Source organism: Brevundimonas sp. ZS04 (assembly GCF_001956865.1).
Lineage (GTDB): Bacteria > Pseudomonadota > Alphaproteobacteria > Caulobacterales > Caulobacteraceae > Brevundimonas > Brevundimonas diminuta.
Genome location: NZ_MTHE01000026.1, coordinates 1 through 14,585 on the forward strand (window position 1 = coordinate 1; position 14,585 = coordinate 14,585).

A 14,585-nucleotide genomic window follows, 5' to 3' on the forward strand; every position below is an offset into this window, starting at 1 on the left:
GCGGCGGGGGCGGCGCAGGGGGCGGCGCTTCCGGCTCAGGCGTCGAACAGCTGGCCAGGACGGCGGCGGCGGCGACAGCGGCGACGGAGAGGCCGCGACGCAAGAAGGCCTGGGGCATCGGCGATCTTCCCTTGCTTTTAAGCGATACGCACTTGGACGGGCGTCGGAGGCGCGAGGCGCCTACCGAACTACAAGCCCTTATATCGCGGAGGGAATGGTTAGCCGAACCTTAATCGAACAGCTTTGAGACCGACTCTTCGTTGGCGATGCGCCGAATCGCCTCGCCCATCAGCGGAGCCACGGGCACGCGACGGATCTTCGAGCAGTTCAAAACTTCGTCAGGTTGTTCGATGGAGTCGGTGATCACCAGCTCCTTCAGAGGGCCGTTGGCGACGCGGTCGACCGCCGGCCCCGACAGGACGCCGTGGCTGATGTAGGCCGAGACCTCGGTCGCGCCGCGGTCGATCAGCGCCTTGGCGGCGTTCACCAGGGTGCCGCCCGAATCGACGATGTCGTCGAACAGGATGCAGCGGCGGCCTTCGACGTCGCCGATGATGTTCATGACTTCGCTCTCGCCCGCCTTGGGACGGCGCTTGTCGACGATGGCGAGGTCGGCGTTCAGGCGGCTGGCCAGCGAGCGCGCGCGCACCACGCCCCCGACGTCGGGCGAGACGATCATCAGATCATCGCCCTTCGGATAGTTGTCCTTGATGTCCTGGGCCAGGACGGGCGTCGCCACCAGATTATCGGTCGGGATGTCGAAGAAGCCCTGAATCTGGCCGGCGTGCAGGTCCATGGTCAGGACGCGGTCGGCGCCGGCGCGGGTGATCAGATTGGCGACCAGCTTGGCCGAGATCGGCGTGCGGCCGCCGGTCTTACGGTCCTGACGGGCGTAGCCGAAGTAGGGCATGACGGCCGTGATCCGCTTGGCCGAGGCGCGCACCAGCGCGTCGGTCATGATCAACAGCTCCATCAGATTGTCGTTGGCCGGATACGAGGTCGACTGGATGATGAAGACATCCTCGCCGCGCACGTTCTCCTCGACGACGGCGAACACCTCATTGTCCGCGAAACGCTTCACCTGGGCCTTGGTCAGCGGCATGTCCAGGTGGGCAGCGATGGCCTGGGCCAAGCTCCGGTTCGAATTGCCTGCGAGCAGCTTCATTGACCGGTCATCCTTTCGCCGTCATCGCTCCGCCAATAGTCGCGGATGCGTTTCTGGACGCGCTCTCTAGGCGGCGAACGGTGCGGCGTCCAGCCGTGTTCCGGTCGGATCTTCGATTTCAGCCGATTGGCTTGGGCGCGGGCGCTGTTATAGAGGACGCATCCTGCTAACGAGGGCGCGTGTCGCGTGTCCGCGTCCCGAAGGCATCTTGATGAGGTCGCCCTTGCTCGCTTCGAAGTCTCGTACCGGCCTGACCCTGTTGACGGTCGCCGTCGCGGCCCTGTCGCTTTCCGCCTGCGCCGGCAACAAGCCGCGCCAGAAGCTGGCCTATGAGGAGCGTCCGGTCGAGGCCCTCTACAACACCGGCTATCAGCGCCTGCAGTCCAAGCGCTGGATGGACGCCGTCGACTACTTCCAGGAAGTGGAGCGTCAGCACCCCTATTCGGAATGGGCGCGTCGGGCGATCCTGATGCAGGTCTACGCCTATTATCAGAACAACAACTATCAGGACGCGATCGCGGCGGCTGACCGCTTCATCGCCCTGTTCCCCGGCAATCCGTCGGCCAGCTACGCCTTCTACATGAAGGCTGTCTGCAACTTCGAGCAGATCGTCGACGTGGGTCGGGACCAGGGCTACGCCGAGGCCGCCCTGGCGGGTCTGCGCGACGTGGTGCGTCGCTATCCCGGTTCGTCCTACGCCACCGATGCGCGGGTCAAGATCGACATGGTCAACGACCAGCTGGCCGGCAAGGAAATGACCGTTGGCCGTTATTACCAGCGCGCCAACCAGCCGCTGGGCGCGTTGAACCGCTACAAGGCCGTCATCAACAACCCCGACTTCCAGCGCACCTCGCACACGCCTGAGGCCCTGTATCGTCTAGTCGAGGTCAATCTGAGCCTGGGCCTGACCGAGGAGGCGACGCGTAACGCCGCCGTCCTGGGCCACAACTATCCGGGCAGCCCCTGGTACGCCGAGGCCTTCGCCCTGCTGCGCGAGCGTGGCGAGAACCCGACGGTTCAGCCTGAAGGCAAGCGCGAATCCTGGCTGCAACGCCTGATCCCCGGCGGCGCCTGATCCGGTCGCAGGGCAGTGACGCGGCGTGATTAAGGCGCTGCGTTCCTGTTCTGTTTCCGGCTAGGATGCGGCGAAACATCGAATCAGATCGCCCATGCTGACCACCCTCTCGATCCGTGACGTCGTCCTCGTCGACGCCCTTGACCTGGAGGTCGAGGACGGTCTGACCGTGCTGACCGGCGAGACGGGGGCGGGCAAGTCCATCATCCTCGACGCGCTGGGCCTGGCGCTGGGCGCGCGCTCCGACGCCGGACTGGTGCGGAACGGCGCCAAGCAGGCCTCGGCTACGGCCGTCTTCACCGCGCCTGATGATGAAGCCCTGATCGCCCTGTTGTCCGAACGCGGCTTCGAGGTCGCGCCGGGCGAAGAGCTGATCCTGCGCCGCGTCGTGTCGGCTGACGGCCGCAGCCGCGCCTATGTCAACGATCAGCCCGCCGGGGTGACGGCGCTGCGCGAGATCGGCGCCCTGCTGGTCGAGGTGCACGGCCAGCATGAAACCGTCGGCCTGCTGGACTGGAAGACGCACCGGGCGCTGCTGGACAACTACGGCGGGCTGCAACCGCAACTGGCGGGCGTAGCGGGAGCGGCCGAGCGTCTGAAGGCGGCGCAGGCCCATCTGGATGATCTGGAAGCCTCGGCCGCCGAGGCTGCGGCCAAGGCCGAGGAAATCGCGCAGAATCTGGCCGATCTCGACGCCCTTGATCCCAAGCCGGACGAAGAGACGGAGCTTGCGGGCGAACGCGCCATCCTGGGCGCGGCGGAGAAGGCGGTGGCCGATCTGGCCGATGCGCGCAATCTGCTGGGCGGCGACAAGCTGAGCCAGCGTCTGGCCTCGGCCCTGCGCGCGGTGGAGCACGCGCGCCAGCGGGCGGTGCAGGCGGGCGCAGAGGGCGATAATCCCATCATCGTCAAACTGGCCTCGGCCGCCGAGGCGGTGGACCGCGCCCTGGTCGAAGCGACCGAGGCGGTGGCCTGTGTCGACGCAGCGGCCGACGCCTTCGACTTCGAGCCGGGCCGTCTGGACAAGGCGGAGGAGCGGCTGTTCGCCCTGCGCGCCGCCGCTCGCAAGCTGAACACGACAGTCGAGGCGTTGCCGGGGCTACGACTGCGCCTGCGCGAGCAACTTCGCCTGATCGAGGACGGTGAAGAGGCGCTGACCAAGGCCCGCCGTGACGTCGCCGTGGCGATCGAGGCCTATGACGTGGCGGCCATGCTGCTGACCTCGGCGCGCGAGGCGGCGGGGGACCGGCTGGTCGCCGCCGTCATGGACGAACTTGGCCCGTTGAAGCTGGAGCGCGCCCGCTTCCGCGTGACGCTGGAGCCGGTCGAAGGGCGTCGCGGTCCGCTGGGCGTCGAGACGGTGCGGTTCGAGGTGGCGACCAACGCCGGAACCGCCTTCGGGCCGCTGGACACGGTGGCGTCGGGCGGGGAGCTGGCGCGTTTCGCGCTGGCGATGAAGGCGGCGCTGGCCAGCCGTGAGGACCAGCGCCAGCCGGTCATGATCTTCGACGAGGTGGATCAGGGCGTCGGCGGCGCCGTGGCCGAGGCCGTCGGCGGGCGCCTGCAACGCCTGTCGCGCGGGGCGCAGGTGCTGGTCGTGACCCACAGCCCGCAGGTCGCCGCGCGCGGCCACGCTCACTGGAAGGTCCGCAAGGCCGATGTCGAAGGCCACACCCGCACCTCCATCGACGTGCTGGAGACAGGTCCGCGTCAGGAAGAGATCGCGCGGATGCTGTCGGGCGCCGAGATCACCGATGAAGCGCGCGCGGCGGCGCGGGTGCTGATCGGCTAACCTCTTCCTTCTCCCCTTGTGGGAGAAGGTGGCAGGCGGAGCCTGACGGATGAGGGGTGTCGACTCCCATTTTCTCGGAATTCGATGAGCGGGCGTCAGTACGGCGTTCACAACCGATGCGCTGACACCCCTCATCCGAGCGCCTCCGGCGCCCACCTCTCCCTCAAGGGGAGAAGGAAGATTTAGACACCTAGGATCCAGCCTTCTTCACCCTCGACCTGGGCGATCAGGGCTTCGTCTGCGCTGGCGGGCGGGGCGAAGGCTTTCTGCAGGTCGCCGGCGTCGTCCATGCGGGCGAAGGCTTCGGCGGCGGCGCGGACCTGGGCCTGGGTCTTGTATTCCTTGACGCCTTCGGCGTTCACGCCGCGCTTGGCCTCGAACATCAGGGGCCAGACTTCGACGACGACGGCCGACAGGGGCTCGATGTCGGCCTCGGTCAGTTCGCGCCAGCCGGTGCCGAAGGGCCAGACGGCGGCCGAGGCGCCTAGCGCATCCAGCAGGCGGCGCAGCATGGGCACGCCGACCAGGGTCAGGCCGCCGATCGCGCCCGCGCCGTGCATCTGCCAGACGCTCTTGGGGGGCAGCTTGTCCTTGCGCGCGGCCAGTTCGGTGGCGCGGAACTCGGGAATGTCGGCGCCGGCGCCTTCGGGCGGCTTGGTCGTGGTCAGCCAGCGTTGAGCCTGGCTGGCGGGCGCGCCCCAGAAGGGCCAGGGCTCGTCCGTCATCAGGCGGTTCATCTTGGCCGCGACCTGATAGCGGTTGTTCGTATTGTCGGCTTTGTCGACGATGTTGGCGGCCAGGAACTTGCCCATGGCGTCCCACGGGCGGCCGTCCAGCTTCAGCCGCGCAGCCGTTCCGGTCGGGAAGCCGAAATCGAAGTCGAAGCCCACCAGCACGCGGTCGCCGCGCTTGCGGTGCTCGGTCAGCAGGTCGGCGATCAGCTTCTCGCCCTCGGCGCGCGTGGCGACGTTGTGCGTCTCGGCGTACAGGCGGAAGCGCACGTCGCGCTTGGCGACGCCGACCCACAGGGTCTGCTCGCCCAGCTTCTTGCCCTCGGCGGCGGTCCAGTTGGCGATGATGTAGGCGTCGAAAAGGCGGGCCACGGGGGCTCCTGAAGAAAGAAGCGAAGAACAGGAACGGGGGCTTCTAGCCGCCCTGACTCAAGCCGTGAAGGGCGATCAGCGTTGCATCAAGGCTTCGACGTGCGACAACCAGCGGCGCCCCAGTCGCAGGCCCTCGCCGGGAGAGCGGGTTCCGGTGGCGGTCTCGGCCTCGGAGGCGGGGGCGGTGCGCGAGCCGCTCCACAGGGCCAGCTCGAACTCGGCGTTGTGCGGATCGCTGAATATCAAGCGCAGCACGACCAGTTCGGCGTCGGGCGCGTCGAGGTCGATCTCCTTGCGGTGCTGGCCGCGTAGGACGCGGGCGACGACGTGGCCGTCGACGATGATCTCGGCCCCCAGCACTTCCTCGAAGGCGTAGACGAGGCCCATCGCGCCGCGATTCCACAGGACCGCCAACTGGCCGCCTTCAAGGTCCAGTCCGGCGGCGCGGCCTTCATGGGCGGACAGGGCCAGGGTGTCGGCCGGGGCGCCCAGCGCCTTCTTCATCGCCCGCCGCAGTCGCCGCTCGGACTCCATCCACCAGGAAAACAGCAAGACGCCGGTGGTCAGGAAGGCGGCGATCAGGGCGATCAGCAGAATGGCCCTGAACGTCTCGCCCATGGATCAGGCCTCCAGGTCCAGATCGACCACGACGGGAACGTGATCGCTCGGCTTTTCCATGTCGCGGGCCTCGCGGTGCGTCTCGATGGCGCGGAAGCGATCGGCGGCGTGGGGCGACAGCAGGGCGAAGTCGATGCGGATGCCGTGGTTCCTCTGCCAGGCGCCCGCCTGATAGTCCCAGAAGGTGAAGGTTCCGGCGGGCTCGCGGCCCAGTTCGTGGGAATCGGCTAGGCCCAGCCATTTCAGCGCGCGGAAGGCCTCGCGGCTTTCAGGCTGGAACAGGGCGTCTTCGGCCCAGGCGGCGGGGTTCTTGGCGTCCTCAGCCTCGGGGATGACGTTGTAGTCGCCGCACAGGGCCAGCGGCTCTTCCAGAGCCAGAAGTTCGCGGGCGTGGTTCTGAAGCCGTTGGAACCAGGCCAGCTTATAGGCGAACTTTTCCGTGCCGAGCGGATTGCCGTTGGGCAGGTAGATGGAGGCGACCCGGATCGGGCGGGGCGCCTCGATCAGGGCCTCCAGATAGCGGGCCTGTTCGTCCGTATCGTCGCCGGGCAGGCCGCGCCGCACGTCCGACAGCGGGTATTTCGACAGCAGGGCGACGCCGTTGTAGCTCTTCTGGCCGTGCGTCTCGACGTTGTAGCCCAGGTCTTCGAAGGCCTCGCGCGGGAACTTCTCGTCCACGCACTTGATCTCCTGGAAGCAGGCGACGTCGGGATTGGCGGCCTGAATCCATTCCAGCACCGTGGGCAGGCGGGCGTTGACCGAGTTCACGTTCCAGGTGGCGATGCGCATGGGACGCAAGGCTAAGGTGAGCCGCTGCGTTCGGGAAGAGGGGCGGGCAAAACAAAGACGCCGCCGGATCGCTCCGGCGGCGTCTGATTTTCAGCCTGAACTGAGGATCAGCTGTTCGGCGCGGTGGCCGGAGCCGTGGTCGTCAGCTTGCAGCCGCCGCCGATCTGCTGGGCGGTGGCGCAGGGGTATATCTGTTGCACGACGTTTTCGGCGTTCAGGCGCGCAATGACGCCCTCGGCGCCGCTGCAGGCGGCTTCATAGAAGGCGCCGTTGGCGTTGCGGCCCATGTAGCGGGCTTGCGACACGTCGCACGAGGCGGCGTCCGAACCAGCGAGCAGGGCCTTTACGGTGGCGGCCTGTTCCTGCGGAGTGGTGAAGCGGCAAGTTGAGCCGGCCGAGGCCAGTTCCAGGCAGTCCGCGACTTCCCAGCCGTTGGCGCCCTTGTTGATCTGGGCGCCGTCCACGCCGACGCAGCCGATTTCATAGACGACGGCGCCGCCCGGCTTGGCGCCGATGATGCTGCCCTGGTCGACGGTGCAGGGCAGGCCGGCTTCCTTGGCGAAGGCGGTGAAGACGGCCATGGCGTTGTCATTGGCCGGCAAGGAGCACTGGGTGCCGACATCGGCGTTGGGATCGCGCGCTCGCGTTTGTTCGGCTGATGACGCCAACACCAAGCAGTCCATTGCCTGAGGCGGCGTGGAAGCAAGAATGATATAGCCAGGTCCGCTAGCGCAGGCCGCCTCGTAAATCTTTGTCTTGTCAGACGTTTGGCCAAGCAACTTGGCCTCTGTGATTTGGCATTGCGTGCCTGTGGCTGCAAACAGCGTTTCCGCTTCAGCCTTGATTGTAGCGGGATCTACCGCTGCGGCTTCAGCTTGCGCGCGTGCGCGGGCGTCGACCTGGGCGCGACGGTTTCCACGGACGCGGCTTGCACTGGTATCGCGCGTGCCCGCCACAGGATTGGGATCGACCGAGCTGCCCGGGGCCGCGCGTCCGCCGTGCTCAGGATTGCTGGATTGACTGAGCGAGGACTGTGCAAGCGATGTTTCCGACGCTGCCATGACGAGAACCATCGCGCCCGCGGCGGCGAGAGCTAGGCGAGATTTGAACATTTTGAGACTCCGAGGCTGCCGGAATTTTGAAGCGATAAGCCTTGGGCGGAGAGCTGCGTGCGGTCAAGTCTGCGATCGTCGGCGAAAGTCGGTTGGCATGTCGTACTTTTGGGCATACGCAGTACAGTATTCAAAGGAGACTGACTTGGCGGATGGCGTTCCAGCGGCTGACCCTGACATAAAGCGCGGACTGACCTACCCCTTTGCGGTGGTTCCCGTGACGGGTGAGGCGGTTTCGGTTGCGCCCGGCGTGCTGTGGCTGCGTCTGCCGCTGCCGATGGCCCTTGATCATATCAATCTCTACGCCATTGAGGATGACGGGGGCTGGACGGTTATCGACGCCGGGCTAGCGACGAAGGTTTCACGGGCGGGGTGGGACCAGGCTCTGGCAGGGGCCTTCGGCGGTCGGCCGGTCACGCGCGTCATCTGCACCCATATGCATCCGGATCACATCGGCCTGGCGGGCTGGTTGTGCGAACGGTTCGGCGCGCCGCTGCTGATGTCGCGGACGGAGTATGTGACGGCGCGGATGTTGATCGGCGACGACGCTCTGGGGCCGCCGGCGGCGGCCGAGGCCTTCTATCGTGCGGCGGGCTGGTCGGATGAGCAGCTGGCGCGCTGGCGCGACGGCTACGGCGGCTTCGGCCGCATGGTTCAGGATTTTCCGCGCGACTATCGTCGGGTGCAGGACGGCGATGTCCTGAGCGTCGGCGGCGATGACTGGCGCGTGGTGGTCGGCGAGGGGCACAGCCCCGAACACGTCTGTCTGTGGCGCGAGAAGGACGGCGTCTTCATCGCGGGCGATCAGATCTTGCCGCGCATTTCCTCTAACATCTCGATCTGGCCGACGGAGCCGCAGGCCAATCCGCTGGGCGACTGGCTGCGGTCGCTGGCGGCGCTGAAGGAACGGCTGCCGGGCGATTTGCTGGTGCTGCCGTCGCACGGGGAGCCGTTCTACGGCGTGACCTTGCGGCTGGAGGCGCTGATGCGCGGGCATGAGGTGGCGCTGAAACGGCTGGAGAAGACGCTGCGCACGCCGTGCCGCGCCGTGGACGTGTTCGGCGCCCTGTTCGCGCGGCCGGTCGGCGACGCCGTGCTGGGCATGGCGACCGGCGAGGCGCTGGCGCACCTCAACTATCTTGAACGCCAGGGACGGGGCCGCCGCGTGCGGGACGAAGGCGGCGTCGACTGGTGGAGCCTTTTGGAGACAGGCCAATGAGCGAACATATCCGGACTCATCTGGAAGGCGGCGTCCTGACGGTCGTCTTCGACCGCGCGGACAAGAAGAACGCGATCACCCAGGCCATGTATGCGGCCCTGGCCGACGCGACGGAGCGGGCGAAGGCCGACGACGCCGTGCGGGTCATCCTGTTCCGCAGCGAGGGGGATTCCTTCTCGGCGGGCAATGACATCGCCGACTTCATCGCCCTGGGACAGACGCCCGGCGACCTGGTCGAGATGGGGGTGTTCCGCTTTCTGAAGGCGCTGGCGGACCTGGACAAGCCCGCCGTCGCGGCGGTGCGCGGCCGGGCGGTGGGCATCGGGCTGACGCTGCTGCTGCACTGCGACATGGTGGTGGTGGCCGAGGACGCCCTGCTGTCCGTGCCCTTCGTCAATCTGGCGCTGGCGCCGGAGGCGGCGTCGTCGCTGCTGCTGCCGCGCGTTCTCGGCCATCAGCGGGCGTTTGAGCTGTTCGCCCTGGGCGAGGCGATCGACGGCAGGACGGCCCTGGCCTGGGGCCTGGCCAACCGCGCGGTTCCGGCCGATCAGGTCGAGGCGACGGCGGTGGATCTGGCGGCCAAGCTGGCGGCGCGCGCGCCCAACGCCATCCGCAAGACCAAGGCCCTGATGCGCGACGCCGAGGCACTGTGGGCCGTGATGCAGTTGGAAGCCCAGGCCTTCGGCGCGCAGATGCGCAGCCCTGAGGCGATGGAGGCTTTCATGGCCTTCAGCCAGAAGCGGGCGCCGGACTTTTCCAAACTGGGCTGATGTCGCGAAATCGCGATTGATTCGAGGGGCGAGGGGGACTACGGGCCGCGCATGAACGCCGCGCCTGCCTCCGCCCCTGAAAACGACCCGCATTTCGTACGCGGAATCGTGCGTGAAACGCTCGAGGACGCCGCCGCGATCGACGCCCTGGTCATCGCCGCCTTCGGCCCCGGTCGCTTCGCCAAGACGGCCGAGCGTCTGCGCGAGCGGTCGCCGCTGGCGGCTGGGTTCTGCCTGTATGAAGGCGAGCGTCTGATCGGGTCGGTGCGGCTGTGGTCGATCCTGACGGGCGAGGCGCGGTCGGTCTTTCTGGGCCCGATCGCCGTGGACAGGGCCAGCCGCAGCACCGGACTGGGCGGCGAACTGGTGCGCGCCTGCATCGAGGAGGCGAAGGCCCTGGGGCTGGACGGCGTCCTGCTGGTCGGCGATCCGCCCTATTTCTCGCGTTTCGGGTTCGTGCCTGCGCCGGACGCCGTGCTGCCGGGGCCGGTGGATCAGCGGCGGGTGATGTGGCTGCCCTTCACCGCAGCGGCGCCGGTCGGAGCGGTTCGTCCCGACGCCTGAACCGGGCGCAGCCTTCCTTTGCGAGGCGACGCATCCCATAGTTCGGATATGACGAACCCACCGACATCCTCGGGTCTGACAGGCGTGGCCGAGGCTGCGCGACAGGCGCCGGGCAGGGGGCTGCCGCCCGTGCATCTGTGGCGCCCCGAACATTGCGGCGAGATCGACATCCTGATCCGCGCCGACGGGGTGTGGATGCATGAAGGCTCGCCCATCGGGCGGGCGGAGCTGGTGCGGCTGTTCTCGTCGGTGCTGAGGAAAGACCCGGACGGCTATCATCTGGTCACGCCGGTCGAGAAGCTGAAGATCACGGTCGAGGATCTGCCGTTCCGCGCCGTGGCGGTGCGTGTGGAGGACGACGCTCTGGTCTTCATCACGGATCAAGGCGACGAGGCCGCCGCCGGTCCTGACCACGCCATCGTCGTCGAGACGGACCCGGCGACCGGCGAGCCTGCGCCGCGCGTCCATGTGCGGGGTGATCTGTGGGCGCGGATCGCGCGGCCGGTCTTCTATGAGATGGTCGAGCGGGCGCAGGAGGCGGACGGGCGGCTGGCCGTGCGTTCGGGCGGCGTGATGTATCCGCTGGGGCCGGAAGGAGCGGGGCTTTGACCTGTTCCGGCTTGAAGACGCGGCTTCAACAGAGGCTGGACCCTGTGTCCGCATGGTCGCCGGAGCGTGTGGCGGTGCGGTCCGACTATGACCTGAACCCCGACTACAGCCGCCCGAAGGCCAAGTTGAGACCCGCGGCGGTGCTAATCCCCATTATCGCGCGTGAGGATGGGCCCAGCGTCCTTTTGACCCGCCGATCCGATAGTCTGGCCAGCCATACGGGGCAGATCGCCTTTGCGGGCGGGCGGCTTGATCCCGGCGAGACGGCGCTGGACGCCGCCCTGCGCGAGGCGTGGGAGGAGATCGCGCTGGACCCCGCAGTGGTCGAGCCGCTGGGGCTGGGCGACCCTTATGAGACGGGCACCGGCTTTTTGGTGACGCCGGTGGTGGGCTGGCTGACGGCGCCGCCGGTCGTCACCGCCTCGCCCGCCGAGGTGGCTGAGGTGTTCGAGGCGCCGTGGGACTTCCTGATGGACCCGGTGAACCATCGCCGGGACTATTATGATCAGGAGAACGGGCCGCGCCGCTGGTTCTGGGCCATGCCCTATCGCGAGCGCTACATCTGGGGCGCGACGGCCGGCATTCTGAAGGGGCTGTTCAACCGGCTGTACGGCGAAGAGGCTGCGCCGCAGCAGGCCGCCGAGGCTGACGCCAGCGAGCGCGTGGGATGAGCCGCGTCCTGGAGGGGCAGGACTGGTTGACGGCCGACGCCACCCGCGCGGTGATGGCGGCGCTGGCGGCGGCGGGCGGGGCGGATTGCGCCCGCTTCGTCGGCGGCTGCGTGCGCAACGCCGTGCTGGGCGCGCCGATCGACGACGTGGATATCGCCACTGTCCTGACGCCCGAGGCGGTGGTGAAGGCGCTGAAGGCGGCGGGCCTGAAGAGCGTGCCGACCGGCATGGAGCACGGCACGGTGACGGCGATATCGGAACGCCAGCCGTTCGAGATCACCACCCTGCGCCGGGATGTGTCGACCGACGGGCGGCGCGCCACGGTCGCCTTCACCGACGACTGGGCCGAGGATGCGGCGCGGCGGGATTTCCGTCTGAACGCGCTCTATGCCGATGCGGACGGGCTGATCCTAGACCCGACGGGCGCGGGGTATGAGGACGCCCTGGCCGGACGGATCGTCTTCGTCGGCGAGCCGGAACAGCGCATCCGCGAGGACTATCTGCGCATCCTGCGTTTCTATCGTTTCTTCGCCTGGTATGGACGCGGCGCGCCGGATGCGGCGGCGGTGTCGGCCTGCGCGGCTCTGGCCGAGGGCGTGGAGCAATTATCGGCCGAGCGGGTGTCGAAGGAACTGCTCAAACTGCTGGCCGCGCCGGATCCGCGCGCGGCGGTGCGATTGATGGATCAGGCGGGCGTGCTGGGGCGGGTGGCGCCGCAGCCGGAAAGTCTGACGCTGTTCGAGGCGGTGGTCGGGATCAGCGCGGACCCGGTGCTGCGCCTGTCGGCGTTGTTGCCGGATGAAGCGGAGGCCGTGCGCGCAGCGGCGCTGAAGCTTCGGCTTTCGAACGCCCAGCGGGACCGACTGGTCGAGGCCGTCGCCGAACGGATCGACCCGGCGATGAGCGAGGCCGAGACGCGCGCCGCTATCTGGCGCGCCGGGCGTCAGGCGGTTGAGGATCGGCTTTATCGCGCCTGGGCGTCGGGCGCGGACGCCGGGGTGGTGCAGCGTCTGCTGGCGCTGGCGGCGGGTTGGACGCCGCCGAAACTGCCGGTCGGAGGCAAGGATCTGGCGCGGCTGGGCTTACAGCCGGGGCCGGAGACGGGGCGGCTGCTCAAGGCCTTTGAAGACGGCTGGATCGCCGACGACTTCCCCGACCACGGACACGAGGCGCGGCTGAAGGCCCTTATGGCTCGGCCCGGCTGAGGCGCACGATCACCGGGCGGTGGTCCGATCCCGTCTTCTGACCCAGCCGTCGCTCGACCAGCGCCAGATCGGGCGAGCGCCAGACGTGGTCGATGGTGATGCCGAGGAAGGCGGGCAGGGCCGAGGGCCAGGTGCCGGGCCGCGCGGGGGCGGGGATCAGGCCCGTCTCGGCCTTGATCTGACGGCCGATGCGGCCGCTGGAGACGCTGTTGAAATCGCCCGCCACGACGACCGGACCCTCCAGCCCGGCGCGCAGTCCGGCCAGGCGCTGCGCCTGGCTGATCTGGCCGTAGGGGTGCTGGAAGGGCCAGGGCCGCGTCATGTGGACGGCGATCAGGCTGACCGGCCCCAGCGACGTCTCGGCCTGGGCGACCAGGGCGGCCAGGCCCTGACCGTCGGCGTCGCGCACTCGATGGAGAGGCAGGCGCGAGGCGATCACCGAACGGGCGGCGCCGCTGGGCCGGTCCTTGCGCGGCGTGCTGACCCGGTGCGGGTAGGCGCGCAGGATCGTGTCCAGTTGCGCAGCCGGGGCGTCGCCCAACTCGATCAGCATGACCACATCGGCGTCGGCCTGTTCGATGGAGCGGGCGATGGCCGCCACATCCTGATTTCGGGCCCACAGGTTTGCGGAATAGACGGTCAGGGTTTCCGGTCCGGCGGCGCGGCCTTTTTCAGGCGTCCACTGGGGCCAGACGGCCAGAAGCAGCAGCCCCGACACGCCCGCGCCCAGCGCCGCCATGTCCCACAGACGAAGCAGCAGGAAGAGGCCGCACAGCACGACGGTCGCGACCAGGGCGGGCGCGGTGAACTGGGTCAGCAGGTCGGGCAGGCGGTGGCCGATGCGGCTGAGGGCCGAGACGGCGACGAGGCCGGAGGGCGCCAGCAGGGTCAGGGCGGCCAGCCGCATCAGGGCCTGGGTCAGGGTCATGCTGCGACCTTTGATGAAAATGGGCGGAAGCGTCGGTTAGCGCGCCGGCGCCGGGCCTGTCGAGCGTGGCCTCATGCGGCCGAATGCGCTGGCGCGGCGCGTGTCGATAGCGCGTTCGACGCCGCCAATCCCTGAAAATTCCCGGCTTTGGCGCAGGTTGGAGCGGATCGGCGCGCCGGGGCCCGGCGCCTGAGCAGACTGCGGTCTCAACCTTTGGAGACCGCCATGAGCGATGACGCCAGCGCGCGGCTGGGCCTGCCTTATCTGGCGGCCGGACAGCTGCAGAAACACGTGACCCTGAACGAGGCCTTGACCCGTCTGGACGCCCTGATCCAGACGGCGGTGGTCAGTCGCGCCACGACAGTACAGCCTGCCGACCCGGCCGAGGGCGCGCTCTATATCCTGCCGGAGGCGGCGACGGGCGCGGACTGGGCGATGCATCCGGCGGGCAGCCTGCTGCGACATGAGCGGGGCGGCTGGCTGCCGGTTCCGGCGCCGGACGGCCTGCTGGCCGTGGTGCTGGATAGCGAGGAGATGCTGGTCCGCCGCGAAGGCGTCTGGACGCCCCTGTCCTTCGGCCTGCCGGAGGAGATCCAGCAGATCACCCGTCTGGGCGTGAACGCCACGGCGGACGCGACGAACGTCGTCGCCGTGCGGGCCAATAAGGCGCTGTGGACCGCGCTGGAGAGCGAGAGCGGCGGCGACGGCGATCTGCGTTTCACCTTCAACAAACAGGCGGCGGGCGACGTCCTGTCCCTGCTGTTCCAGAGCGGCTGGGGCGGGCGGGCCGAGCTGGGTCTGGTCGGCGACGACGACCTGCGGCTGAAGGTCAGTCCCGACGGCGGGGCCTGGCATGAGGCGCTGAGGGTCGACCGCAGCACGGGCCGCGCCTGGTTCGGCCAGGGCGCGACGCGGCGCGAGACGACGGTGCTGGCGGCCTCTGGAAGCTGGACGCCGCCGTCGTG

15 protein-coding genes are annotated in these 14,585 nt (G+C 68.6%); 9 read left to right on the forward strand and 6 right to left on the reverse strand.

The features are described 5' to 3' along the window. Positions 1 to 229: 229 nt before the first annotated feature. Complete coding sequence (locus BJP32_RS16200) at positions 230 to 1,165, reverse strand: ribose-phosphate pyrophosphokinase (protein ID WP_003165551.1); 936 nt, start codon at positions 1,163 to 1,165, stop codon at positions 230 to 232. Between the two features lie 211 nt (positions 1,166 to 1,376). On the opposite strand from BJP32_RS16200, the gene BJP32_RS16205 reads away from it, so the two are divergent. Next, positions 1,377 to 2,240, forward strand: coding sequence for an outer membrane protein assembly factor BamD (locus BJP32_RS16205; protein WP_003165550.1), 864 nt, complete (start codon positions 1,377 to 1,379; stop codon positions 2,238 to 2,240). Positions 2,241 to 2,334: 94 nt separating this feature from the next. Next, a complete protein-coding gene (recN, locus tag BJP32_RS16210; protein ID WP_046651958.1) occupies positions 2,335 to 4,032 on the forward strand; it encodes a DNA repair protein RecN in 1,698 nt (565 codons plus the stop codon). A 182-nt stretch (positions 4,033 to 4,214) separates the two neighbouring features. Here the strand turns inward: recN and BJP32_RS16215 are convergent, their stop codons facing one another. From BJP32_RS16215 to BJP32_RS16230, 4 genes are all read right to left on the reverse strand, one after another. Continuing rightward, positions 4,215 to 5,135 (reverse strand): cobalamin biosynthesis protein CbiG, encoded by a 921-nt coding sequence (locus tag BJP32_RS16215; RefSeq protein WP_076224834.1) that lies wholly within the window; start codon positions 5,133 to 5,135, stop codon positions 4,215 to 4,217. Positions 5,136 to 5,210: 75 nt separating this feature from the next. After that, positions 5,211 to 5,753, reverse strand: coding sequence for a hypothetical protein (locus tag BJP32_RS16220; protein WP_003165546.1), 543 nt, complete (start codon positions 5,751 to 5,753; stop codon positions 5,211 to 5,213). Between the two features lie 3 nt (positions 5,754 to 5,756). After that, positions 5,757 to 6,542, reverse strand: a complete 786-nt coding sequence (gene xth / locus BJP32_RS16225; RefSeq protein WP_046651956.1) for an exodeoxyribonuclease III — start codon at positions 6,540 to 6,542, stop codon at positions 5,757 to 5,759. A 107-nt stretch (positions 6,543 to 6,649) separates the two neighbouring features. Then, complete coding sequence (locus tag BJP32_RS16230; protein ID WP_233126872.1) at positions 6,650 to 7,213, reverse strand: hypothetical protein; 564 nt, start codon at positions 7,211 to 7,213, stop codon at positions 6,650 to 6,652. 586 nt (positions 7,214 to 7,799) lie between these two features. On the opposite strand from BJP32_RS16230, the gene BJP32_RS17865 reads away from it, so the two are divergent. The 6 genes from BJP32_RS17865 (at position 7,800) to BJP32_RS16260 (ending at position 12,692) form a co-directional block, all read left to right on the forward strand. Beyond that, entirely contained in the window at positions 7,800 to 8,873 is a 1,074-nt protein-coding gene (locus BJP32_RS17865; RefSeq protein ID WP_046651954.1) for an MBL fold metallo-hydrolase, read from the forward strand. Further along, the gene (locus tag BJP32_RS16240; protein WP_046651952.1) at positions 8,870 to 9,643 is read left to right on the forward strand and encodes an enoyl-CoA hydratase; all 774 of its coding nucleotides are present in this window, start codon (positions 8,870 to 8,872) and stop codon (positions 9,641 to 9,643) included. Before BJP32_RS17865 ends, BJP32_RS16240 begins: the two co-directional genes overlap by 4 nt. Positions 9,644 to 9,694: 51 nt before the next feature. Then, positions 9,695 to 10,207 (forward strand): GNAT family N-acetyltransferase, encoded by a 513-nt coding sequence (locus BJP32_RS16245; RefSeq protein WP_052747953.1) that lies wholly within the window; start codon positions 9,695 to 9,697, stop codon positions 10,205 to 10,207. Between the two features lie 48 nt (positions 10,208 to 10,255). Further along, the gene (locus BJP32_RS16250; protein ID WP_046651950.1) at positions 10,256 to 10,816 is read left to right on the forward strand and encodes a DUF1285 domain-containing protein; all 561 of its coding nucleotides are present in this window, start codon (positions 10,256 to 10,258) and stop codon (positions 10,814 to 10,816) included. Between the two features lie 74 nt (positions 10,817 to 10,890). After that, positions 10,891 to 11,487, forward strand: a complete 597-nt coding sequence (locus BJP32_RS16255) for a CoA pyrophosphatase (RefSeq protein ID WP_255370629.1) — start codon at positions 10,891 to 10,893, stop codon at positions 11,485 to 11,487. Beyond that, positions 11,484 to 12,692 (forward strand): CCA tRNA nucleotidyltransferase, encoded by a 1,209-nt coding sequence (locus BJP32_RS16260; RefSeq protein ID WP_046651947.1) that lies wholly within the window; start codon positions 11,484 to 11,486, stop codon positions 12,690 to 12,692. The genes BJP32_RS16255 and BJP32_RS16260 overlap by 4 nt, the downstream gene beginning before the upstream one ends. Here BJP32_RS16260 and BJP32_RS16265 read toward each other — a convergent pair. Then, positions 12,673 to 13,620: an endonuclease/exonuclease/phosphatase family protein gene (locus BJP32_RS16265; RefSeq protein WP_046651946.1), complete on the reverse strand. Its 948-nt coding sequence runs from the start codon at positions 13,618 to 13,620 to the stop codon at positions 12,673 to 12,675. The two genes, BJP32_RS16260 and BJP32_RS16265, sit on opposite strands and share 20 nt — an antisense overlap. 225 nt (positions 13,621 to 13,845) lie before the next feature. Here BJP32_RS16265 and BJP32_RS16270 point away from each other — a divergent pair. Beyond that, positions 13,846 to 14,585, forward strand: a 740-nt coding sequence (locus BJP32_RS16270) for a DUF2793 domain-containing protein (RefSeq protein ID WP_143255497.1), incomplete at its 3' end; no start/stop codon positions are given.

Excerpts from the sequence above, each read along its gene's own strand:
- BJP32_RS16200 (WP_003165551.1), bottom strand. The coding sequence starts at position 1,165 with ATGAAGCTGCTCGCAGGCAATTCGAACCGGAGCTTGGCCCAGGCCATC.
- BJP32_RS16205 (WP_003165550.1), top strand. The coding sequence starts at position 1,377 with ATGAGGTCGCCCTTGCTCGCTTCGAAGTCTCGTACCGGCCTGACCCTG.
- recN (WP_046651958.1), top strand. The coding sequence starts at position 2,335 with ATGCTGACCACCCTCTCGATCCGTGACGTCGTCCTCGTCGACGCCCTT.
- BJP32_RS16220 (WP_003165546.1), bottom strand. The coding sequence starts at position 5,753 with ATGGGCGAGACGTTCAGGGCCATTCTGCTGATCGCCCTGATCGCCGCC.
- xth (WP_046651956.1), bottom strand. The coding sequence starts at position 6,542 with ATGCGCATCGCCACCTGGAACGTGAACTCGGTCAACGCCCGCCTGCCC.
- BJP32_RS16240 (WP_046651952.1), top strand. The coding sequence starts at position 8,870 with ATGAGCGAACATATCCGGACTCATCTGGAAGGCGGCGTCCTGACGGTC.
- BJP32_RS16245 (WP_052747953.1), top strand. The coding sequence starts at position 9,695 with ATGAACGCCGCGCCTGCCTCCGCCCCTGAAAACGACCCGCATTTCGTA.
- BJP32_RS16250 (WP_046651950.1), top strand. The coding sequence starts at position 10,256 with ATGACGAACCCACCGACATCCTCGGGTCTGACAGGCGTGGCCGAGGCT.
- BJP32_RS16260 (WP_046651947.1), top strand. The coding sequence starts at position 11,484 with ATGAGCCGCGTCCTGGAGGGGCAGGACTGGTTGACGGCCGACGCCACC.
- BJP32_RS16265 (WP_046651946.1), bottom strand. The coding sequence starts at position 13,620 with ATGACCCTGACCCAGGCCCTGATGCGGCTGGCCGCCCTGACCCTGCTG.